15 protein-coding genes are annotated in these 21,698 nt (G+C 72.6%); 10 read left to right on the top strand and 5 right to left on the bottom strand.

Annotated elements, in window-relative coordinates:
- The first annotated feature begins 216 nt into the window (after positions 1–216).
- Entirely contained in the window at positions 217–1,686 is a 1,470-nt protein-coding gene (gene rpsA, locus ABCQ75_RS11820) for a 30S ribosomal protein S1 (protein ID WP_345885575.1), read from the top strand.
- Positions 1,687–1,852: 166 nt separating this feature from the next.
- Positions 1,853–2,290, top strand: coding sequence for a flavodoxin family protein (locus ABCQ75_RS11815; RefSeq protein WP_345885574.1), 438 nt, complete (start codon positions 1,853–1,855; stop codon positions 2,288–2,290).
- A 13-nt stretch (positions 2,291–2,303) separates the two neighbouring features.
- Here the strand turns inward: ABCQ75_RS11815 and ABCQ75_RS11810 are convergent, their stop codons facing one another.
- Entirely contained in the window at positions 2,304–2,984 is a 681-nt protein-coding gene (locus tag ABCQ75_RS11810; RefSeq protein ID WP_345885573.1) for a YigZ family protein, read from the bottom strand.
- 80 nt (positions 2,985–3,064) lie between these two features.
- Between ABCQ75_RS11810 and coaE the strand changes: the two genes are divergently transcribed.
- From coaE to ABCQ75_RS11795, 3 genes are all read left to right on the top strand, one after another.
- Positions 3,065–3,682: a dephospho-CoA kinase gene (gene coaE / locus ABCQ75_RS11805; RefSeq protein WP_345885572.1), complete on the top strand. Its 618-nt coding sequence runs from the start codon at positions 3,065–3,067 to the stop codon at positions 3,680–3,682.
- 95 nt (positions 3,683–3,777) lie between these two features.
- Positions 3,778–5,895, top strand: coding sequence for an excinuclease ABC subunit UvrB (uvrB, locus tag ABCQ75_RS11800; protein ID WP_345885571.1), 2,118 nt, complete (start codon positions 3,778–3,780; stop codon positions 5,893–5,895).
- Positions 5,888–7,369, top strand: coding sequence for an MFS transporter (locus tag ABCQ75_RS11795; protein ID WP_345885570.1), 1,482 nt, complete (start codon positions 5,888–5,890; stop codon positions 7,367–7,369). Before uvrB ends, ABCQ75_RS11795 begins: the two co-directional genes overlap by 8 nt.
- 30 nt (positions 7,370–7,399) lie before the next feature.
- On the opposite strand, the gene ABCQ75_RS11790 is transcribed toward ABCQ75_RS11795, so the two are convergent.
- From ABCQ75_RS11790 to ABCQ75_RS11780, 3 genes are read right to left on the bottom strand one after another with little or no spacing between them, the layout of a single operon-like run.
- On the bottom strand, positions 7,400–8,722 hold the full coding sequence (locus tag ABCQ75_RS11790) for an alpha/beta fold hydrolase (protein ID WP_345885569.1): 1,323 nt from the start codon (positions 8,720–8,722) through the stop codon (positions 7,400–7,402).
- On the bottom strand, positions 8,719–9,228 hold the full coding sequence (locus tag ABCQ75_RS11785) for a GNAT family N-acetyltransferase (RefSeq protein WP_345885568.1): 510 nt from the start codon (positions 9,226–9,228) through the stop codon (positions 8,719–8,721). The genes ABCQ75_RS11790 and ABCQ75_RS11785 overlap by 4 nt, the downstream gene beginning before the upstream one ends.
- A 9-nt stretch (positions 9,229–9,237) precedes the next feature.
- Positions 9,238–11,826 carry a DEAD/DEAH box helicase gene (locus tag ABCQ75_RS11780; protein ID WP_345885567.1) on the bottom strand — a complete coding sequence of 863 codons (2,589 nt, stop codon included), beginning with the start codon at positions 11,824–11,826 and terminating at the stop codon, positions 9,238–9,240.
- 76 nt (positions 11,827–11,902) lie between these two features.
- Between ABCQ75_RS11780 and ABCQ75_RS11775 the strand changes: the two genes are divergently transcribed.
- Positions 11,903–12,700, top strand: a complete 798-nt coding sequence (locus ABCQ75_RS11775; protein WP_345885566.1) for a trans-aconitate 2-methyltransferase — start codon at positions 11,903–11,905, stop codon at positions 12,698–12,700.
- 42 nt (positions 12,701–12,742) lie between these two features.
- Here the strand turns inward: ABCQ75_RS11775 and ABCQ75_RS11770 are convergent, their stop codons facing one another.
- A complete protein-coding gene (locus tag ABCQ75_RS11770) occupies positions 12,743–13,510 on the bottom strand; it encodes an SDR family NAD(P)-dependent oxidoreductase (protein WP_345885565.1) in 768 nt (255 codons plus the stop codon).
- Positions 13,511–13,746: 236 nt separating this feature from the next.
- Here ABCQ75_RS11770 and ABCQ75_RS11765 point away from each other — a divergent pair, with 236 nt between their 5' ends.
- Genes ABCQ75_RS11765 through ABCQ75_RS11750 form a run of 4 tightly spaced genes read left to right on the top strand, consistent with a single transcriptional unit; the run spans position 13,747 to position 21,680 of the window.
- On the top strand, positions 13,747–16,479 hold the full coding sequence (locus ABCQ75_RS11765) for a cation-translocating P-type ATPase (RefSeq protein WP_345885564.1): 2,733 nt from the start codon (positions 13,747–13,749) through the stop codon (positions 16,477–16,479).
- 40 nt (positions 16,480–16,519) lie between these two features.
- A complete protein-coding gene (locus tag ABCQ75_RS11760; RefSeq protein WP_345885563.1) occupies positions 16,520–17,563 on the top strand; it encodes a polysaccharide deacetylase family protein in 1,044 nt (347 codons plus the stop codon).
- 8 nt (positions 17,564–17,571) lie between these two features.
- Positions 17,572–20,574 carry an HAD family hydrolase gene (locus tag ABCQ75_RS11755; RefSeq protein ID WP_345885562.1) on the top strand — a complete coding sequence of 1,001 codons (3,003 nt, stop codon included), beginning with the start codon at positions 17,572–17,574 and terminating at the stop codon, positions 20,572–20,574.
- The gene (locus ABCQ75_RS11750) at positions 20,574–21,680 is read left to right on the top strand and encodes an ABC transporter permease (protein WP_345885561.1); all 1,107 of its coding nucleotides are present in this window, start codon (positions 20,574–20,576) and stop codon (positions 21,678–21,680) included. Before ABCQ75_RS11755 ends, ABCQ75_RS11750 begins: the two co-directional genes overlap by 1 nt.
- Positions 21,681–21,698: the final 18 nt, after the last annotated feature.

Below are 21,698 nucleotides of genomic sequence, written 5' to 3'. Positions count from 1 at the left end.
CAGCGCCCGGCAGGTCCGGGGCCCGTGCGGTTTTGACCGGCGTTGCCGGGCGCGACTAGACTGGACGGGCGCGCAGTACGCGTATGCTGGTCGCCATGCCCGGCGTGCGAATCCTCGCGCAGCACCACAATCCAATCTTCAGCCGGAGCATTGTCGCGGCCTCCGGGCCGAGCTGCGCGCTGACCGACCAACGATCCACATCGGAGCCCCTACTACATGACCATCACCTCCACCTCGACGTCCGCTACGCCGCAGGTCGCCATCAACGACATCGGGACGGAAGAGGACTTCCTCGCCGCCGTCGACGCCACCATCAAGTACTTCAACGACGGCGACCTCGTCGAGGGCACCGTCGTCAAGGTCGACCGCGATGAGGTCCTCCTCGACATCGGGTACAAGACCGAGGGTGTCATCCCCTCGCGCGAGCTCTCGATCAAGCACGACGTGGACCCGGGCGAGGTCGTCGCCGTCGGCGACCAGGTCGAGGCCCTCGTCCTCACCAAGGAGGACAAGGAAGGCCGCCTGATCCTCTCCAAGAAGCGTGCCCAGTACGAGCGCGCGTGGGGCGACATCGAGAAGATCAAGGAAGAGGACGGCGTCGTCACCGGCACCGTCATCGAGGTGGTCAAGGGTGGCCTCATCCTCGACATCGGCCTCCGCGGCTTCCTCCCGGCCTCGCTCGTGGAGATGCGCCGCGTCCGCGATCTCGCGCCGTACATCGGCCAGAAGATCGAGGCCAAGATCATCGAGCTCGACAAGAACCGCAACAACGTGGTCCTGTCCCGCCGTGCGTGGCTCGAGCAGACCCAGTCCGAGGTCCGCTCCTCCTTCCTCAACAAGCTCGAGAAGGGCCAGGTCCGCCCGGGCGTCGTCTCCTCGATCGTCAACTTCGGTGCGTTCGTGGACCTCGGCGGCGTCGACGGCCTCGTGCACGTCTCGGAGCTGTCCTGGAAGCACATCGACCACCCGTCCGAGGTTGTCGAGGTCGGCCAGGAGGTCACGGTGGAGGTCCTCGAGGTCGATCTCGACCGCGAGCGTGTCTCCCTGTCGCTCAAGGCGACGCAGGAGGACCCGTGGCAGACCTTCGCGCGTACCCACGCGCTCGGCCAGGTCGTCCCGGGCAAGGTCACGAAGCTCGTTCCGTTCGGCGCGTTCGTCCGCGTCGAGGACGGCATCGAGGGCCTCGTCCACATCTCCGAGCTTGCGGTCCGCCACGTGGACCTCGCCGAGCAGGTCGTGTCCGTCGGCGACGAGCTCTTCGTCAAGGTCATCGACATCGACCTCGAGCGTCGCCGCATCTCCCTCTCGCTCAAGCAGGCGAACGAGGGCGTCGACCCGGAGTCGACCGAGTTCGACCCGGCGCTCTACGGCATGGCCGCGGAGTACGACGATGAGGGCAACTACAAGTACCCGGAGGGCTTCGACCCGGAGTCCAACGAGTGGCTCGAGGGCTACGAGACGCAGCGCGCCGCGTGGGAGCAGCAGTACGCCGACGCCCAGACCCGCTGGGAGGCGCACAAGAAGCAGGTTTCGCAGCACCTCGCGGACGACGCCGCAGCGGCGTCGGGCGGCGAGGCGGCTCCGACCACCTACTCCTCGGAGGCCGCGGCTCCCGAGACTGGTGCCGGCACGCTTGCTTCCGACGAGGCGCTCGCCGCTCTGCGCGAGAAGCTCACCGGCAACTGAGCCCCAGCTCTCCCGACCGCGCGCCCAGCGCCCGGTTGACCGCTTGAAGGGCGGGTCCTGCATCGCGGGGCCCGCCCTTCGGGCTTCGGCGGGCCTTTGGCCCCTGCCGTCGTCCTGATCTGGACGTCTACCCTGACGTCAGGGCACCGTCATGGAGGGCGCCGTCATGGAATCAGCAGTGGTCTACGGCTCGCAGTTCGGCAACACGCGCCAGATCGCCGAGGCCATCGGTCGGGGCCTCGGCCCCGAGGCCCGCGTCCTGGAAGCCGCGAGCTTCTCCCCGTCACAGCTCCGTCGCGGTTCCCTCCTGGTGGTGGGCAGCCCGATCGTCGGCTGGAAGCCGCTCGAAGGGCTCGGAGCGTGGCTCGACGCCCTTGCCCCCGGCTCGCTCGACGGCGTGCGCACAGCCGCCTTCGATACGCGGGTGAAGCTGTTCATCCACGGGGATGCGGCCAAGAAGATCGAGCGGGCGCTCGAGGCCGCTGGCGCAGAGCGGGCGGCCGATCCGACGTGGTACTACGTCGAGGGCACGGAGGGACCGCTGCTCAAGGGCGAGATCGAACGGGCTGAGGCGTGGGGCAGGTCGCTCGCCGGTGGCCAGTGAGCTGCGCCGGGCGCTACGACAGGTCGACCCAGGCGGTTCCCAGCCCGACGGCGGCGCCCCTGCCGCTCGTGAGGCCCGCGAGGCGCTGGGAGAAGTCCGCGACGGCGGCGTCAGTGTCCTCGACGGCGACGCGCAGGGTGGCTGTGCGCGCCCCGTACTGAGTCCCGAGGACTTCGGTCCCCGAGGCGCGCAGCTCGTTCTCGAGGCGCCCCGCGTGCGCATGGTCGGCGTCGATCCCGAAGACCCTCAGACGCTGTCTCCGGACGAGCTTGGCCGTGTCCAACGCCGAGGATACCGAGTCGGAATAGGCGCGCACGAGCCCTCCAGCGCCGAGGAGGATTCCGCCGAAGTACCTCACGACCACGGCGGTGATGTCGCTCAGGTCCGCCGCGCCGTCGTGCGTCTCCCTCCTCAGGAGCGCCTCGAGCATGGGGATGCCGGCCGTGCCCGCGGGCTCGCCGTCGTCGCTGCTGCGCTGGGTGGTCCGGTCCGGGCCGAGGACGAACGCGCTGCAGTGGTGGCGGGCGTCGTGGAACTCGCGCCGCAGCCCGGCGACGAGGGCGCGCGCGGCGTCCTCGGTCTCGGCGCGCCGCAGGACCGTGATGAAGCGCGAGCGCCTGACCTCGAGCTCGTGGCGGTGCTCGCCGTCGATCGTCGTGTAGCGGCTGGCCTGGCTCGTCTCGGTCACCGTCAACAGTCTAGGAGGCCGTGCCCGGGGCGGTGTGCCCGGCAGCGCCGCCGGGCCGTCGCGGCGAGAGCCGCTAGGCTGGCCGGGTGCTGAGAGTAGGGCTCACGGGCGGGATCGCCTCGGGCAAGTCGGAAGTCGCGCGGCGCCTCGCGGAGCGGGGCGCGGTGCTCGTGGACGCGGACGTCCTGGCCCGGGAGGCGGTCGCACCGGGGTCAGCGGGCCTCGCGGAGGTCGCCGAGGCATTCGGGCCGGGCGTGCTGGCGGACGACGGCGGGCTGGACCGGGCGGCGCTCGGCGCGATCGTCTTCGCGGACCCCGCGCGCCGGAAGGCCCTCAACGCGATCGTCCACCCCCGGGTGCGGGCCCGCGCCGCCGAGATCGTCGCGGCCGCCGAGGCCGCCGACCCCGCGGCCGTCATCGTGCAGGACATCCCCCTCCTCGTCGAGACGGGGCAGGCCGGCAGCTTCGACGTCGTCGTGGTCGTGGACGCCCCGGACGAGGTCCGGATCGCGCGCCTCGCGGCCCGCAGCGGCATGGGCGAGGACGAGGCCCGCGCCCGCATGGCCGCGCAGGCGAGCCGGGCGGAGCGCCTCGCTGCCGCGCACCACGTCATCGAGAACTCGGGGACGGTCGCGGAGCTCCGCGCCGCCGTCGACCGCCTCTGGGAGGACGTCCTGGTGCCCGCCGCGAGGGCGAGGGCGTGAGCTGCCACCCGCCGTGCCGCTGGCGCCGCGGGGCCGGGAATCAGCCGATGGCGTAGCGGACGGAGGCTGTCCGCACCCCGGCGTACATTGGTCCTATGAGCCTTGCCCAGGAGATCAACCGCGTCGTCGCGCCGTTCGAGGTGGTCAGCGAGTTCCAGCCGGCGGGCGACCAGCCCACGGCGATCGCGGAGATCGCCGAGCGCATCATGAACGGCGAGAAGGACGTCGTCCTCCTCGGGGCCACGGGAACGGGCAAGAGCGCCACGACGGCCTGGGTGATCGAGAAGCTCCAGCGCCCGACCCTCGTGATGGTGCAGAACAAGACCCTCGCGGCACAGCTCGCCAATGAGTTCCGCGAGCTGCTGCCGAACAACGCGGTCGAGTACTTCGTCTCGTACTACGACTACTACCAGCCCGAGGCGTACGTGCCGCAGACGGACACCTTCATCGAGAAGGACTCGTCCATCAACGAGGAGGTCGAGCGGCTGCGCCACTCCGCGACGAACGCGCTGCTGACGCGGCGGGACGTGGTCGTCGTCGCGACCGTCTCGTGCATCTACGGCCTCGGCACGCCCGAGGAGTACGTGGCCGGGATGGTCACGCTCCGCAAGGGCATGGAGCTGGACCGGGATGCGCTCCTGCGCAGGTTCGTGTCGATGCAGTACGTGCGCAACGACGTGGACTTCCACCGGGGCACGTTCAGGGTGCGGGGCGACACGGTCGAGATCATCCCGATGTACGAGGAGCAGGCGCTCCGGATCGAGTTCTTCGGCGACGAGATCGAGTCGATCCACACGCTCCACCCCCTCACCGGCGAAGTGATCCGCGAGGAGACGGAGATGTACGTCTTCCCCGCCTCGCACTACGTGGCGGGGCCCGAGCGCATGTCCAAGGCCATCAAGGGCATCGAGGACGAGCTCGCCGAGAGGCTCGCGGCACTCGAGTCGCAGAACAAGCTCGTCGAGGCGCAGAGGCTGCGCATGCGCACGACCTACGACCTCGAGATGATGCAGCAGATGGGGTTCTGCAACGGGATCGAGAACTACTCACGGCACATCGACGGGCGTGGCCCCGGCACCGCGCCGCACTGCCTCCTGGACTACTTCCCGGACGACTTCCTCCTCGTGATCGACGAGTCCCATGTGACGGTCCCGCAGATCGGGGCGATGTACGAGGGCGACATGTCCCGCAAGCGCACGCTCGTCGAGCACGGTTTCCGGCTCCCCTCTGCGATGGACAACCGCCCGCTCAAGTGGGACGAGTTCCTCGAGCGGATCGGCCAGACCGTCTACCTCTCAGCGACCCCGGGCTCCTACGAGCTGGGCAGGGCCGACGGCGTGGTGCAGCAGATCATCCGGCCCACTGGGCTCGTGGACCCTGAGATCGTGGTCAAGCCGACCAAGGGCCAGATCGACGACCTCCTGGGCGAGATCCGGGACCGGGCCGAGCGGGACGAGCGCGTCCTCGTCACGACGCTCACCAAGCGGATGGCCGAGGACCTGACCGAATACCTCCTCGGGCACGGGGTCAAGGTCCAGTACCTCCACTCGGACGTGGACACGCTCCGCCGCGTCGAGCTGCTGCGCGAGCTCCGACTGGGCGTCTTCGACGTCCTCGTCGGCATCAACCTGCTGCGCGAGGGCCTGGACCTGCCGGAGGTCTCGCTCGTGGCCATCCTGGACGCGGACAAGGAGGGCTTCCTGCGCTCCTCCACGTCCCTCATACAGACGATCGGCCGCGCGGCACGCAACGTCTCGGGCCAGGTCCACATGTACGCAGACAAGGTCACGGACTCCATGGCGCACGCGATCGAGGAGACCAACCGGCGCCGGGACATCCAGATGGCCTTCAACCGCGAGAAGGGGATCGACCCGCAGCCGCTGCGGAAGCGGATCGCGGACATCACGGACCAGCTCGCGCGCGAGGACGAGGACACCCGCGCGCTCCTCGAGGCGAGCCGGTCCGGGAAGGGCGGCAAGCGGACCAAGGGCACGGCCGGGGCGTCGGCACGCGATCGGGCGCAGTCCGAGCTGCGGCGCGATGGGCTCGCCGCCGCGCCGGCCGAAGACCTCCTCGAGATCATCGCCCAGCTCACCGAGCAGATGCACGGCGCGGCGGCGGAGCTGCAGTTCGAGCTCGCGGCGCGCCTGCGGGACGAGGTCGCCGACCTCAAGAAGGAGCTGCGCCAGATGCAGGCGGCCGGGCATGCCTGAGCCGACAGGGGACCCGGGACCGGCACGGCTGCCAGGCGCCCGGCGCATCCCCGAGGCCTCTGGGCTCCCTGGGCTGCCGGGAGTCCCTGGGGCGGCTGGGCTCCCTGGGCCGCCCGGACTGACCGCCGCGTCCGAGGACTCCGGGCCCAGCGCGCCGCCAGACCTCCGCGGGCTGCAGCGCCGCACCGTGGCCGCGCTCTCCGCCGCCCAGCTCCTGAGCGGCCTCGGCAACGGCGCGACGCTCGCGATCGGCTCCCTCCTCGCGGTCGAGTACGGCGGCTCGCAGGCATGGGCGGGGGCTGTGACGACCGTCCTGACCCTCGCTGCCGCCCTGGCCGCGCTCCCGCTCAGCGGCTACGCCGCGAGGCACGGCCGGCGGCGAGCACTCGTCCTCGGGCTCGGGATCGCCGCGGCGGGCTCGCTCCTCGTCGTGGCCTCCACGATGCTGGCCTCACTCGTCCTCCTCATCGCCGGCGGGGCGCTCCTCGGCGTCGGGACTGCGGTCAACCTCCAGTCGCGCTTCGCCGCAGTGGACCTCGCCGCCCCGGACCATCGGGGACGGGACCTCTCCCTCGTGGTCTGGTCGATCACGGTGGGCGCCGTGGCGGGCCCCAACCTGATCAAGCCCGGCGCTGCACTCGGCGCCGCGCTGGGCCTCCCCGAGACGGCCGGGCCCTTCGTCATCTCGGTGGCCGGGATGGCCGTGGCCGCCACGATCCTCTGGCTCGGCCTCCGGCCCGACCCGCTCCTGACGGCCCGTCGGCTCTCCGGGCTCCCCGCCGCCGCGGAGGCGGCCGGCGCGGGCGCACCGCCCCGCGGGGCCGTCCTGCGCGAAGGGCTCGGGGCCATCCGCCGCTCGCCGGGTGCGGGGCTGGCGGTGGCGGGCGTCATCGCCGCGCACGCGGTCATGGTGGCGGTCATGTCCATGACGCCGCTTCACCTCCAGGAGACCACGGTCGGATCAGTTGGCGCGGCCGGGGAGCACGCCGGGCACGTCGGGACTGACTCGTTCGCCCTGATCGGCTTCGTCATCTCCCTGCACATCGCGGGCATGTATGCGCTGTCCCCGCTCATGGGCTGGCTCTCCGACCGCGTGGGGCGGCGTGCGGTCCTCGCAGCCGGCCACGCCGTGCTCCTCGTGGCCGTCGTGACGGCCGCCGCCGGTTCGGAGACCACGACGGCCGTCACGGCCGCGCTCGTCCTGCTGGGCCTGGGCTGGTCCGCCGCGACGATCTCGGGCTCGGCGCTCCTTGCGGAGGCAGTGGCGCCGGAGCACCGCGTCCAGGCGCAGGGCGCCAGCGACACGGGCATGGGCCTCGCGGGTGCCGTGGGCGGGGCGCTCTCGGGCGTCGCGATGGCGCTCGTGGGCTTCGCCGGCCTCGCCATCGGTGCGGGGGCGCTCAGCGTGGCGGTCCTCGTGGCGGCCGCGGTGGGGCGCAGGGCCGCGGGACGCGGGACTGCGCGCCCGTCCTAGCACGCGCCACGGCCTCCGGTCGCCAGCAGGTCAGTCCCCGTCTGGGTCCGCCATGGCGAGGAGCCTGGCGAAGATCGCCTCGCCGTCGTCCGCGAGGCCGTCGTGGTGGAAGTCCGCCGTCTCCCACACGGCCAGGCCGCGCACACGGGCCGCAGTCTCGAGCGAGAGGGTGCGGTCCACGAAGATGTCGTCCCGGTACACGGCCGCGGCGGCGGGCACGCTGTTGAGCGCGAGGCGCCCCGGGTCGTAGAGCGGCCCCCAGTCGTCCCGGTGCGCGATGATCTCGGCGGTCGCCGCGAGCGGCACGAGGGCCGGGTCCTGTTCGAAATACCACGGCATGACCATCTCGCCGAGCAGGAGGGGCTCCTCGGCGTCGGCCCGGAAGGCGGGGAACTCCCCGAGGACGCGCTGGGCGGCCCACTCGGTGGCCGCGCCCTGGGCGTAGATCGACTCGTGGAGGACGGCGTAGAGCGGGTTCGGCGCGCGCGTCACGAGGGCATGCACCTGCGCGAGGAAGCCGTCCGAGAGCCGCGGCCCCGCCGAACCGCGGGTGAAGGCGTCCTCGAGGAGGTAGTGGAGCGCGTCCACGCGCGTGTTCCCGCCGAGGAGGCTGCCCACGAGCTGGAAGCGCTCGGGAGCAAGGCGCTCGCCGCTCGGCAGGCGCTCGTCGTGCTCGCGGAGATGGGCGACGACGGAGGTCACCGCCGCGCGGTCCTCCGGGTACCAGCCGAAGTACTCGGCGTTGCGCTCCGCCACCCGGGCGTAGGTGGCGCGGTAGACACGGTCTGCGGCGCCGTCGAGCGGGGCGAGCCCGCCCGTGATGAGGGCCCGGCGCAGCCCCTGCGGCGCGAGGGAGAGGTAGGTGAGGGCGCAGAAGCCGCCATAGCTCTGGCCGAGCACCGTCCACGGCCCGGACCCGAGGGCCCGCCGGATGGCCTCGCAGTCGAGCACGATGGAATCGGCCCTGAAGTGCCCGAGGTAGGCCGCCTGCTCGGCGGGTGTCCCGCGCAGGGGGAGCGTGGCCCTGTCCGCCGGGCTGGACAGGCCGGTGCCGCGCTGGTCGAGCATGAGGACCCGGAAGTCCTTGGCAGCCTCCTTCATCCAGCCGCCCAGGCTCGTCACCCGATTGCCCCGCCCCCCCGGGCCGCCCTGCAGGAACACGAGCCAGGGGAGCTGGTCCGCGGACGCGGCCGGGTGCGCGGCGGCGACGTGCTCGCGCGCGAACACCTCGAGGTGCTCGCCGTCCGGGTCGCCGTGGTCGAGCGGCACGCGGAACACGTGTTCCACGGTCCGCAGGCCGCGGAACTCGTGCCGGCCGCGCACCCGGTGGGCTGCGGCGGCCGCCACGGTCACGTCCGGGTCCCGAACGCGGCGAGCGCGCTCCCCGTGAGCCGGAAGGTGTCCCATTCGTCCAGGGGCACGGCACCGAGGCTGCGGTAGAAGCCGATCGACGGCTCGTTCCACTTCAGGACGCTCCACTCGACCCGGGCATAGCCGCGTTCGACTGCGGTCCGCGCGAGCTCCTGCAGCAGGGCCCTGCCGTGGCCGTGGCCGCGGGCCTCGGGCCGGACGTAGAGGTCCTCGAGGTAGATCCCGTGCGTGCCCTCCCACGTCGAGTAGTTGAGGAACCAGAGGGCGAAGCCCACCACGCGGGGCGAGGCCCCGCCGTCGTGCTCCTCCACCACGTGCGCGAAGACCGCCGGCGCGGGCCCGAACAGCGCGGCACCGAGCGCCTCGGGAGTGTTCCGGACCGCGTCCGGCTCCTTCTCGTAGACGGCGAGCTCGTGGATGAGCTCGAGGATCACGGGGACGTCCTCGGGCGTGGCCTGGCGGAGGACGGCGGTCGGGGAAGTGCTCATGGCTCCAACCTAGCCGTCCAGCCGGCCGACTGACGTCACGCGGATGACGGCCGTGCCCGTCTCGTCGCTCGCCGCCAGGTCCACGTCCGCGGAGAAGCCCCAGTCGCGGTTGCCGGCGGGGTCGTCGAAGATCTGCCGGACGCGCCAGACTCCCGGCTGCTCGTCGATGATGAGCAGCCGGGGCCCGCGCGCGTCGGGCCCCGTGCCGATGTCCTCGTGCTCGTCGAAGTAGGCGTCGAGGGCCTCTTCCCACTCGCCGACGCCGAGGCCGGCGCCGCCAGGGGCAGCCTCGAGCTCTGCGAGCGCGGCGGAGTCCTCGTCGGCGAAGAGCTCCACACGGCGGAAGAGCTCATTGCGGACCATCACGCGGAAGGCCCGCACATTGGAGGTGAGCGCAGGAGGAGGGGGCGGGGGAGCGTCATGGGTGTGGAGGTCCCTTCCGCTCGTGAGCTCCTCCCACTCGTCGAGGAGGCTCGAGTCCACCTGGCGCACGAGCTCGCCGAGCCAGGCGACGAGGTCCTCGAGGTCCTCGCGGAGGGCGTCCTGGGGGACGGTCTGGCGCAGGGCCTTGAACGCGTCAGTGAGGTACCGGAGCACGATCCCCTCGCTGCGGGCCAGCCCGTAGAACTGGACGTACTCGCCGAAGTCCATGGCGCGCTCGTACATGTCCCGCACCACGGATTTGGGGGCGAGCTCGAAGTCCCCCACCCAGGGCGCGTGCCGGCGGTAGGTCTCGAACGCCGCCTCGAGGAGCTCCTTGAGGGGCTCCGGGTAGGTGACGGAGTCGAGAGCGTTCATGCGCTCGCTGTACTCCATGCCCTCGGCCTTCATCGCGGCCACAGCCTCGGTCTTGGCCCGCTTGAGCTGTGCGGAGAGGATCTGGCGCGGCTTCTCGAGCGTCGCCTCGATCACCGACACGACGTCGAGGGCGTACGAGGGCGACTCCCGGTCCAGGAGGTCGAGTGCGGCGAGTGCGAAGGGGGAGAGGGGCTGGTTGAGGGCGAAGTTCTCCTGGAGGTCCACCGTGAGGCGCAGGCGGTGCCCGCTCGCGCGCTCGGCCTCGGTGAGCTCGTCTTCCGGGATGCGTTCGACCACGCCCGCCCCGAGGAGCTCGCGCAGGATCCCGAGGGCGCGCCGCATGAGGCGCAGTTGGGACCGGCGGGGCTCGTGGTTCTCGGTCAGGAGCTTCCGGGCGGCCGTGAACGGGTTGCCCGGGCGGGCCATGAGATTCAGGAGCATCGCATGCGTGACGGTGAAGCTCGAGGTGAGCGGTTCCGGCGAGGCCTCGACAAGCTTCTCGAACGTCGGCCGGCCCCAGGAGACGAAGCCCTCGGGCGGCTTCTTCTTCACCACCTGGCGCAGCTTGCGGGCGTCGTCGCCGAACTTCGCGCGCGCCTTCTCCATCGCCCGGTTGTTCTCCACCACGTGGTCGGGAGCCTGCACCACGACCGTGCCTGCGGTGTCGAAGCCGGCCCGCCCTGCGCGCCCGGCGATCTGGTGGAACTCCCGCGCGTTGAGGATGCGGGTGCGGGTTCCGTCGAACTTGCTCAGGGCCGTCAGCATGACGGTGCGGATCGGGACATTGATGCCCACCCCGAGCGTGTCGGTCCCGCAGATGACCTTGAGCAGGCCTGCCTGGGCCAGCTGCTCGACGAGACGGCGGTACTTGGGCAGCATGCCGGCATGGTGGACGCCGATCCCGTGGCGCACGAGCCGGTTGAGCGTCTTGCCGAAGCCAGCCGCGAAGCGGAAGCCGCCGATCAGCTCGGCGATCCGCTCCTTCTCCTCCCGGGTGCACATCGTGACGCTCATGAGCTGCTGGGCGCGCTCGATCGCCTCGGCCTGGCTGAAGTGCACCACGTAGACGGGCACCTGCCTCGTGGCGAGGAGCTCCTCGAGCGTCTCGTGGACCGGGCGCTCCTCGTAGTAGTAGTGCAGCGGGATGGGCCGCTCGGCGTGCGCTACCGTCGCGGTGGACCTTCCAGTCCGGGCCGTCAGCTCGTCCTCGAACCTGGACACGTCCCCGAGGGTCGCACTCATGAGGAGGAACTGCGCCTGGGGCAGCTCGAGGATCGGAACCTGCCAGGCCCAGCCGCGCTGGGGGTCCGAGTAGAAGTGGAACTCGTCCATGACCACCGGGCCGAGGTCCGCGGCGGCGCCCTCGCGCAGGGCGTGGTTCGCGAGGATCTCGGCAGTGCAGCAGATGATGGGCGCGTCCGCGTTGACCGACGAATCGCCCGTCACCATGCCTACGTTCTCGGCCCCGAAGACCTCGCACAGGGCGAAGAACTTCTCGGACACGAGCGCCTTGATGGGTGCCGTGTAGTAGCTCCTCTTCCCGGTGGCGAGCCCGTGGAAATGCGCCGCCACCGCCACGAGGGACTTCCCCGACCCGGTCGGGGTGGCGAGGATGACGTTCGCGCCCGAGACGAGCTCGAGGACAGCCTCCTCCTGGGCCGGGTAGAGGGACAGTCCGCGGCCCGCCGCCCATCCCACGAAGGCGTCGTACACCTCGTCAGGCAGCGAGGGGGCGGACCCGCCAGCAGGCCCCACTGCGGGGCGGGAGGCGGAGGAGGGGACGAGAGTGTCGAGTCGCATGGCCCTCCCAGCCTAGTGCGCAGCACGCCCGGCCGGGGCCTCGACCGCGCCGGGCCGGCAGCACTAGCGTGTAGCCATGACCTCGCTGACGTGGGACCCGGCCGCCTACGCCGTCTTCGGTGGGCACCGCTCGCGCCCCTTCTTCGACCTCACCGGGCGGATCGGCGCGGCATCGCCCCGCCGCGTCGTGGACCTCGGCTGCGGGACCGGGGAGCTGACGGCGGCGCTCGCCGAGCGGTGGCCCCAGGCGGAGGTCCACGGCGTGGACAGCTCCGAGCCGATGCTCGCCGCGGCGCGCGCGGGATTCGGGCGGCGCGGCAGGCTGCACTTCACCCTCGGGGACATCCGCCAGTGGGAGCCGCAGGAGGACGTGGACGTGGTGGTCTCGAACGCCGCGCTCCAGTGGATCCCCGGCCATCTTGGCCTCATGGGACGGTGGCTCGACCAGCTCGCGCCCGGGGCGTGGCTCGGCGTGCAGGTGCCCGGGAACTTCGGGGCGAAGTCGCATGTGCTCATGCGCGAGCTCGCAGAGTCGTCGCAGTGGCGGGACCGCCTCCACGGGGTGCTGCGCCATGCCGACGCCGTCGCGGAGCCGCAGCACTACCTCGAGCTCCTGCTCGAGGCTGGATGGGAGGCAGACGTGTGGGAGACCACATACCTCCACGTGCTCGCCGGCGAGGACGCCGTGCTGCGCTGGGTCCGCGGGACCGGGCTGCGCCCCGTCCTGGACGTGCTGGACGCGGAGCAGGGCCGGCAGTTCGAGGAGCAGTACAACCAGCTCCTCCTCGACGCCTACCCGCCCGTCGAGAGGGACGGCGGGACCGCCACCGTCTACCCGTTCCGGCGCCTCTTCTGCGTGGGGCGCAAGAGGTAGGCGGGCCAGCCGTCCACTGCGCCCGGCCCCGGCAGGCCCCGCCTACACGGCGTTCCAGCCGTTGTCTGAGGCGAGCACCGCCCCGTTGATGTTGGAGCTGTCCCGGCTCGCGAGGAAGGTGATCGCGGCGGCCAGCTCCTCCGCCTCGGCGAGCGGCGGGACGTTGGCCTGCATGAGGGGTCCGAGGACCTCCGCGGCCAGCTGGGACGCGAACTCCGCCTTGATGTTGGTCCGCGTGCCGCCGGGCGCCACCGCGTTGACACGGATGCCACGGCGCGCGTACATCACGGCGGCGCTGCGCGTGAGCCCGATGACGGCGTGCTTGGACACGGTGTAGGCGGTCCCGGCGGCGCCGCCGCGCAGGCCGGCCTCGGAGGAGATGTTCACGATCGCCCCGTGCCCGGCCTTGATCATGCCGGGGACCACGGCCCGCATGAGCCGCATCATCGAGGTCAGGTTCACGGCGAGCACCCGCTCCCACGTGGCGTCGTCGAGCTCGTGGACGGGCTGGAAGCTGTCCATGATCCCGGCATTGTTGACGAGGGCGTCGACGGCGGCACCCCCGGCCGCGGCCACCGCCTGCACGGCGTCCTCCGTGCTGATGTCCCCGGCCACCGGAACGAGGTCCAGCCCCGGATGCGCGGCGACGAGCGCCTCCAGGCCGCCTCCGCTCAGGTCGCTCGCGATGACCCGGCCACCCTCTCTCGCCACCCTCAGGGCAGTGGCCCGGCCGATCCCGGAGGCAGCGCCCGTGACGATGACCGTCTGCCCGCCGAAGCGGCCCGGCGTGATGACTTCCTCCCAGGGCATGCCCCGCTCCCTCCCGCGGCGTCGACGCCGCCTGCTCCGTGCTGTGCTGCGTGCGTCCCCCCGTCGGCTGCGCGCACCTCCCGTCAGCCGCCAGCCCACCGCGCGCTGTCAAGTATGCGGGCGCCCTGGCGCCCCGCGCCCGGGCCTTTGTCCCCTAGCCCGGTGCCGGACCGGGGACGAGCCTGTCATCGGAGCATGTCCCGGACTGCAGCCGGGCCACCGGGCGGGGGAGGGCGATGCACGAGGAGAGGGGCGCCGAGGGCGCCCCGGCCAGGAGGCCCGCACCCAGGGCCGCCCCCGCGGGGGCCGGGCTGAGCACGGAGCAGGCGGCCGCGCTGCTGCTCGAGCACGGTCCCAACCGCCTGCCCGGCCAGCGTCCTGTTCCGCAGTGGAGGAAACTCCTCGCAGAGCTCACCCACTTCTTCGCCCTCATGCTCTGGGCAGCGGCAGCGCTTGCGTATGCCGCCGGCATGCCCCAGCTCGCAGCGGCCATCGCGGTCGTCGTCGTGGTCAACGCGGTGTTCGCCCACATCCAGCAGGAGCGCGCCCAGCGGGCCGCGGCGACGCTGCGCGAGCTGCTCCCGGCCGAGGTCGCGGTCCGCAGGGACGGCCGTGTCCGCCGCATCCATGCGAGCGAGCTCGTGCCCGGGGACCTCCTCGTCCTCGAGGCCGGGGACCGGGTGCCGGCGGACGTCGTCCTCGTCGCCGCCTCCGGCTGCAGCGTGGACGAGTCCATGCTCACGGGCGAGAGCGTCCCGGTCCCCAGGCAAGCAGGGGACTCCCTGTGGGGCGGGACGTTCCTGGTCAACGGCGAGGCCGAGGCGGTGGTGGCCGCGACCGGCGCCGGGACACGGCTCGCGGGCATCGCCGCGCTCACGCTCCGGACCGTGCCGCCTCCCACCCCCCTCGCGCGGGAGCTGCGCAGGATCGTGCGCCGGATCGCCGCGGTCGCGCTCGCGGTGGCAGGGCTGTTCTTCATCGTCTCGCTCCTCGTGGGCATCAGCTGGCGGGACGCGTTCCTCTTCGCGATCGGCGTGTCGGTCGCGCTCGTCCCGGAGGGCCTCCTGCCGACCGTGACGCTCTCCCTCGCGATGGGGGCGCAGCGGATGGCGCAGCGCAACGCCCTCGTGCGCAGCCTCGAGGCGGTCGAGACGCTCGGCTCGACGACCTTCATCTGCACTGACAAGACGGGCACGCTCACTCAGAACCGGATGAGCGCGGTCGAGGTCCACACAGCGGAGGGGACGGTGCGGATCGCCGGCGAGGGCTACGAGCCGCAGGGCGAGGTCGACGGCGAGGGGCTGGCCCGTGCGCGGAGCCTCGCCGTGGCGGCCCGCGCCGCATCCCGGGGCCGGACGGCTCGCCATGGCGAGGCGTGGGTTGCCGAGGGGGATCCGATGGAGGCGGCGATCGACGTCCTCGCGCGGCGCCTCGGCGCCGCCGAGGCCGCTCCCGGGAGCGAGGAGCGCCGCCTGGCCTTCGACCCCCAGCGGCGCCGGGAGTCGGTCGTGTCCCAGGGCGTGCTCCTGGTCAAGGGCGCCCCGGAGAGCGTGCTGCCGCGGTGCAGCCGGGCGTTCCCCGCGGCCGCGGGGCTCGTGGACGAGATGGCGGCGCGCGGCCTCCGGGTCATCGCCGTCGCCGAACGGGTCCTGCCCTCGCGCGCCGACGGCTGGGCGGACAGCGGCGCGGACGAGCTCGAGGCGGACCTCGAGCTCCTGGGCCTCATCGGTCTGCACGATCCGCCGCGCCCGGACGTCGCCGAGGTCATCGCGTCGGTGCGGCAGGCCGGCATCAGGATCGCCATGGTCACGGGGGACCATCCGGCCACCGCGGCGGCGATCGCCCGCGAGGTCGGACTCATCGGCTCCCCCGAGGTGGTCCTCGAGGGAGCCGCGCTGCCCGAGGACGAGCAGGTCCTCGGCGCCCTCCTCGACCGCGACGGCGTCGTGGTCAGCCGCGTCTCGCCCGAACAGAAGCTCCGCGTGGCCCGGGCGCTCCAGGCCCGCGGCCACGTCCTGGCCATGACCGGGGACGGCGTTAACGACGGCCCGGCGCTCCAGGAGGCCGACATCGGCGTCGCGATGGGGCGCGGCGGCACCGACGTGGCGCGCGAGGCCGCGGACCTCGTCCTGCTCGACGACCACATCGGCACGGTCGTCGCCGCCATCGAGCAGGGCCGCGCGACCTACTCGAACGTCCGCCGGTTCCTCACCTACCACCTCACCGACAACGTGGCCGAGCTCGCGCCCTTCGTGGTGTGGGCCCTCTCTGGAGGCTCCTTCCCGCTGGCCCTCGGCGTCCTCCAGATCCTCGCCCTCGACATCGGGACGGACCTCCTGCCCGCCCTCGCCCTCGGCGCCGAGCGGCCGAGCCGCAACGTGCTCAGGCGCCCGCCCGAACGGCGCCACCTCATGGACCGCGACCTCCTGGTGCGCGTCTTCGCCGTCATGGGCCCCACCGAGGCGCTCGTGGAGATGGCGGCCTTCTCGGTGGTCCTGTTCGGCAGCGGCTGGACGCACCGCACCGAATGGAGCCACGCGGTCCTGCTCGCCGCCTCGGGAGCCGCCTTCACCGCGGTCGTCCTCGGGCAGCTCGCCAATGCCTTCGCGTGCCGCAGCGCCACCGTTCCGCCGTGGGAGCAGGGCCTCACCGGCAACCGACTCATGCTGTGGGCCGTGCTCGCCGAGCTCGCCGCCCTCGCGGCCTTCCTCTTCGTCCCGCAGCTCGCGGCGCTGCTCGGCCACGCGCCGCCCCCGCCGCAGGGGTTCGCGGTCGCGCTCGCGGCAGTGCCCGCCGTCGTCCTCGCGGACTGGGTCGCGAAGGAGGCACGACGGCGGCGCCCCGGCCTGCGCACCCGCCCGGCGCCTGAAGCGGCACGCGGCCCGGGCGGCGGGGGGACGGGGCGGCAGGGCACGCGGCGCAGCGGGGGCGCGATGGGCGGCAGCACGCCCGGGGGCGAGAGGACCTAAGCCCCTGACATGCCCGGCCTCGCGGGTCCATGATCTGCTCATGGGGCACACGCCCAGCCCAGAGCCGACGCCCGACCCCGGGCAGAGGACCAGCGCGGAGCGCGGGCCTGCGATCGTGCAGGGACGCACCATCGGGATCGTCCTGGCGGTGGTCCTCCTTGCGCTCGCGGTGGCCCTCGCTGTCGCCCTCGGCGGTGACACGGGCGGTCCCGCCGTGCTCCCGACGGCCACGCCGTCCCCGACCTCGAGCCCCTCGGCCGCTGGAAGCGGGTCCACGGGCACGCCTCCCGCCACCCCCAGCGGCACGGCCACGGCGACCAGGACCGGCGTGCCCGTTCCCACCGCGACCGCAGGCGGGGGCCAGACGCCCCGGCCCACCGTCGTCGTCCCTCCCGTGCCCACCACGCCCGTTCCCGCCCCCTCGCCCCTGCCGCCGCCGCCTGCCTTCCCGGCCGCGCTGCGCGGCCTGGACCTCGAGGTGGTCCCGGGCGCAGGACGCGTGGTGGCCCTGACCTTCGACGCGGGCGCCAACTCCGCCGGCCTGCCCAAGATCCTCTCGACCCTCTCCGGAAAGGGTGTGCGGGGCACCTTCTTCCTCACGGGCACGTGGGCCGGGGCGAATCCCGGGGGAGTGGCACAGATCGTCGCGGGGGGCCACCGGACTGCCAACCATTCGATGACCCATCCTGGCTTCACGTCCCTCACCGGGGCGCGCATCCGCGAGGAGGTCCTGGGCGCCGAGCGTGCCATCCGAGCGGCCGGGGCGGACCCGAGGCCGCTCTTCCGGTTCCCCTTCGGCGAGCGCGATGCGCGCACCATCGCCGCAGTCAACGACCTCGGCTACGCCTCGGTCCGGTGGACGGTGGACACGCTCGGCTGGAAGGGCACGAGCGGGGGGCTGACCGCGCAGGCGGTCGCCGACCGCGTGCTGGCCGGTCTCCAGCCCGGCGAGATCGTCCTCATGCACATCGGCTCCAATCCTGACGACGGCTCGACGCTGGACGCCGATGCGCTCGCGCAGATCATCGACCGCATCCGGGCCGCTGGCTACGGCTTCGTCACCCTCGATGCACTCCTGGGCTGAGCCGGCACATGGCCAGTTCCCCCACCGCAGCCGCCGCACCGCCCTACGACGCCGTCATCCTCTCCCTCGAGGCGGTGGTCGCCGGGCGCGTCCTCGGGGAGGCCGTGTCCGGCGGCGTGCCGCTGCCCGAGAGCGCGCCGCTGCTCGACCGGCTGCGCGCGGGACGCGTGCCGATCGCCGTCGCGACGTCCAGCCCCGATGCGCAGGCGGCGCTCGCGGAGGCGGGGCTCGGCGGTCTCGCGGACACTGTGGTCGACGGGGAGCGCGCGAAGGCGCTCCGGCTTCCGGATGCGCCCGACCCGGCACTCTTCCTCGAGGCGGCGCGCCGGCTCGGCGTGGACCCGCACCGGGCCGTCGTCATCGACGAGTCACCCGCCGGGATGGAGGCCGGGCGCAGGGGCGGCTTCGGACTCGTGGTCGGGATCGACCGGCGGGACCGCCGGGCCGAGCTCGAGGCCCGCGGCGCGGACGTCGTCCTGGGCGGCCTGCGGGAACTGGACCTCGGACTCGTGCTGACGGACCCCTGGCTCCTCGTCTACGAGGGGACTGACCCCGCCCATGAAGGCCACCGCGAGGCCCTCACCGCGCAGGGCAATGGCTACGCCGGGGTGCGCGGCGCTGCGCCGGAGAGCGGCCGCGGCGGCATCGGGTACCCGGGCACGTACCTCGCCGGCGTGTACAACCGGGTGGTGAACGCCGTGGAGGGCCTCGAGAGCGAGGACGAGCACATGGTCAACGCCCCCAACTGGCTCCACCTCGACCTCAGGCTCCAAGGCGGGGCCTGGTGGTCCGAGGGCGGGCTCACGCTCCGCGCCGAGCACCGGACCCTCGACCTGCGCACCGCGGTCTCCGTGCGGGAGGTCCTCCTCGAGGACGACGACGGCCGGCAGCTGCGCGTGCGGCAGCGGCGGTTCGTGTCCATGGCGGAGCCCCATCTCATGGCCCTCGAGACCACTCTGACGGCGCTGGGCTGGAGCGGCGCGGCCACCGTCCGCAGCGGCGTGGACGTGGACGTCAGCAACGAGAACGTCCTCGAGGACGCCTTCCTCGCGCATCGCCATCTCCGCGACCTCACCGTCCTCGTCGACCCCGGAGTCACGGACCCCGGACTCGCCGACGCCGGACTCGCCGACCCCGGCCGGGCCGGATCCGGCTCTGCGGACGTGATCGCGGTGGCCGAGACGCTCCAGAGCCACACGCGCATCGCGGTGGCGCTCCGCCACCGCGTCCGCGGCGGCGACCCCGGCTCGCCCGGCGGCACGGGCGGTCGGGACGTCTCCGGCGCGCCCGGCAGCACCGGCGGGCTGCACTTCCGCGTGTTCCGCCTCGAGCTGGCCGACGGGATCCCTGCCACGGTCGAGAAGACCGCGGTGATCGCGACCTCGCGCGACCGCGCCGTCTCGTCGGCGGCGTCCGGCGCGTGCGCCGTCCTCGAGCGCTCGCAGGGCGGGTTCGACGCGCTGCTGCGCGAGCATGCCGCCGCGTGGAGGAGGCTCCTTCAGCTCTACACCGTCCGGCTCGAGGCCTCGCCGCAGGTCCAGCTCGTGCTCAACCTCCACGTCTTCCACCTCCTCCAGACCCTCACCCCTTTCACCGCCGCGCTCGACGCCGGTGTCCCCGCCCGAGGGCTCCACGGCGAGGGCTACAGGGGACACGTGTTCTGGGACGAGCTGTTCGTCCTGCCCCTCGTCACGTCGCGCCAGCCCGCCGTCGCCCGCGCCCTCATCTCCTACCGCTCGCGCCGCCTCCCGGCCGCCCGGCACGCCGCCGCGCAGCTGGGCCTCGACGGAGCGCTCTTCCCCTGGCAGAGCGGGAGCGACGGACGCGAGGAGACGCCGCACTGGATCTTCAACCGGCGCTCGGGCCACTGGATCCCTGACCGCTCCCGCCTCCAGCGGCACGTGGGGCTCGCCGTGGCCTTCAACGCCTGGCAGTACTTCGAGGCGACCCGGGACCGGCAGTGGCTCCTCGACGACGGGGCGGCGCTCATCGTCGAGGTCGCCCGGCTGTTCGCATCGATGGCCGAGCACGACCCGGTGGAGGACCGCTACCACCTGCGGGGGGTCATGGGCCCGGACGAGTACCACACGGGCTACCCCGGGCGCCCGGACGAGGGCGTGGACGACAACGCCTACACCAACGTCATGGCCTCGTGGGTGTGCCGTCAGGCATGCCACATCCTCGCAGTCGTCCACGGGCACGACGGCGCCGAGGTGCGCGAGCGGCTCGGCATCAGCCCGGGCGAGCCCGCTCTGTGGGAGCGGCTGAGCCGGCGGATCTCGGTGCCCTTCCACGGGGATGGGATCATGAGCCAGTTCGCGGGATTCGGCGCGCTCGAGGAACTGGACTGGGAGCACTACCGCCGGACCTACGGCAACATCGAGCGGCTCGACCTCATCCTCGAGTCGGAGGGCGATTCGCCCAATCGCTACCAGCTGACCAAGCAGGCCGACGCGCTCATGCTCCTGTACCTCCTGGGCCAGGAGGAGCTCATCGCGGTCCTGGGCCGCCTGGGCTACACCGTGACCCCCGAACAGCTCTCGAGCACGGTCGACTACTACCTCGCCCGCACGGCGCACGGCTCCACCCTCAGCAGGGTGGCGCACGCCTCCGTGCTCGCTGCCATGGATCCGCAGAGGGCCTGGGACACCTTCCGGGAGGCCCTCGACGCGGACCTCGACGACACCCAGGGCGGGACTACCCGCACGGGGATCCACCTCGGCGCGATGGCCGGGACGATCGACGTGGTCCAGCGCAGCTTCGCCGGCCTCCGTCTCACCGCCGACGCGCTCGTGTTCTCCCCCCGGATGCCGGCGGGGCTCGGGGGGATCGCCTTCCACGTGCGCTACCGGGGCCACCTGCTCGAGGTCGCGCTGCGGGACAACTGGATCCGGGTGTCCTCTGCACCAGGGGACGCGGAGCCGATCCGGGTGCGGCTCGGATCCGTCGAGTCCCTCGTGCGGCCCGGCGGCGAGCACCGCTTCGACCTCACGCGCGGAAAGGGGGAGTGATGCTCTTCCTGGCCCTCAAGAACCTCCTGCAGGAGCGCACCAGACTGCTGATCAGCGTGGGCGGCGTCGCGTTCAGCGTCCTGCTCATCATGACCCTCCAGGGCCTCTACCAGGGCTGGAGCACCAAGATCGGCGAGTACATCGGGACCGTACCGGCCGACTACTGGGTCACCCAGGCAGGGGCGACGGACATGTTCCACACGCCCTCGGTCCTGCCGCTGGCCCTGCGGCCGCAGCTCGAGGCGCTCGACGGCGTCGCCTCCGCGAAGCCGTTCAGCGGGCGGCGCGTCGCGTTCGAGCGCGGGGACCGCGAGGTCAACCTCTACGTGATCGCCGACGACATCGAGAACGGCGTCGGCGCGCCCGCCCGCGTCGTCGAGGGGAAGGCGGTGCCCGGGCCGGGGGAGCTCATCATCGACCGCGTGACCGCCCGCAGCGAGGGAGTACGCCTCGGGGACAGGATCGCCCTCGCGGGCACGGACCTCAAGGTGGTGGGCTTCTCCGAGGGCGGGTACATCCTGAGCTTCTCGTTCGCCTTCGCCACGAAGGGCGACGCCGAGAGCATCCTCCGGCTCCCCGGCTCCACCAACTTCTTCCTCGTCACGCTCGAGGAGGGGGCAGACGCAGGGCAGGTCGCCGAGCGGATCGACCGTGTGGCAGCCGTGGACGCGATCACGAGGGAGGAGTTCATCGAGAACAACGTCAGCATCGTCACGGACACGTTCCTGCCGATCGTCGCGGTCCTCCTGCTGATCGGGGTCGCGGTCGGCATGACCGTGATCGGCCTGACCATCTTCACGTCCACGATCGAGAAGGCGCGCGAATACGGGGTCCTCAAGGCCATCGGGGTGAGCAACCGGCAGCTCTACACCGTGGTGCTCGAGCAGGCCCTCACCGCCGCTGTCCTGGGCTACGCGGTCGGCGCGGCCCTCGCCTTCGGCGTCGGCGCCCTCGCCGCAGCCTTCGTGCCGGAGTTCATCACCGAGATACGCCCCGTGGACATGGCCTGGATCTTCGCTGTCACGCTCGGCATGGCTGTCGTGGCCGCCTTCCTCCCGGTGCGCCGCCTCGCCCGGATCGACCCGGCGGAGGTGTTCAGGGCATGAGCGTCGTCTCCGCGCGCG

This window comes from Sinomonas halotolerans (assembly GCF_039615075.1).
GTDB lineage: Bacteria > Actinomycetota > Actinomycetes > Actinomycetales > Micrococcaceae > Sinomonas > Sinomonas halotolerans.
The sequence above is the reverse complement of the archived record's forward strand: the minus strand, read 5'-3'. Positions and strand labels throughout refer to the sequence as shown.

Bases quoted from the DNA above. Each gene is read 5' to 3' on its own strand.
- ABCQ75_RS11755 (WP_345885562.1), top strand. From the start codon at position 17,572: ATGGCCAGTTCCCCCACCGCAGCCGCCGCACCGCCCTACGACGCCGTC.
- ABCQ75_RS11775 (WP_345885566.1), top strand. From the start codon at position 11,903: ATGACCTCGCTGACGTGGGACCCGGCCGCCTACGCCGTCTTCGGTGGG.
- ABCQ75_RS11765 (WP_345885564.1), top strand. From the start codon at position 13,747: ATGCACGAGGAGAGGGGCGCCGAGGGCGCCCCGGCCAGGAGGCCCGCA.
- uvrB (WP_345885571.1), top strand. From the start codon at position 3,778: ATGAGCCTTGCCCAGGAGATCAACCGCGTCGTCGCGCCGTTCGAGGTG.
- ABCQ75_RS11780 (WP_345885567.1), bottom strand. From the start codon at position 11,826: ATGCGACTCGACACTCTCGTCCCCTCCTCCGCCTCCCGCCCCGCAGTG.
- ABCQ75_RS11750 (WP_345885561.1), top strand. From the start codon at position 20,574: ATGCTCTTCCTGGCCCTCAAGAACCTCCTGCAGGAGCGCACCAGACTG.
- ABCQ75_RS11795 (WP_345885570.1), top strand. From the start codon at position 5,888: ATGCCTGAGCCGACAGGGGACCCGGGACCGGCACGGCTGCCAGGCGCC.
- ABCQ75_RS11770 (WP_345885565.1), bottom strand. From the start codon at position 13,510: ATGCCCTGGGAGGAAGTCATCACGCCGGGCCGCTTCGGCGGGCAGACG.
- ABCQ75_RS11785 (WP_345885568.1), bottom strand. From the start codon at position 9,228: ATGAGCACTTCCCCGACCGCCGTCCTCCGCCAGGCCACGCCCGAGGAC.
- ABCQ75_RS11760 (WP_345885563.1), top strand. From the start codon at position 16,520: ATGGGGCACACGCCCAGCCCAGAGCCGACGCCCGACCCCGGGCAGAGG.
- ABCQ75_RS11815 (WP_345885574.1), top strand. From the start codon at position 1,853: ATGGAATCAGCAGTGGTCTACGGCTCGCAGTTCGGCAACACGCGCCAG.
- rpsA (WP_345885575.1), top strand. From the start codon at position 217: ATGACCATCACCTCCACCTCGACGTCCGCTACGCCGCAGGTCGCCATC.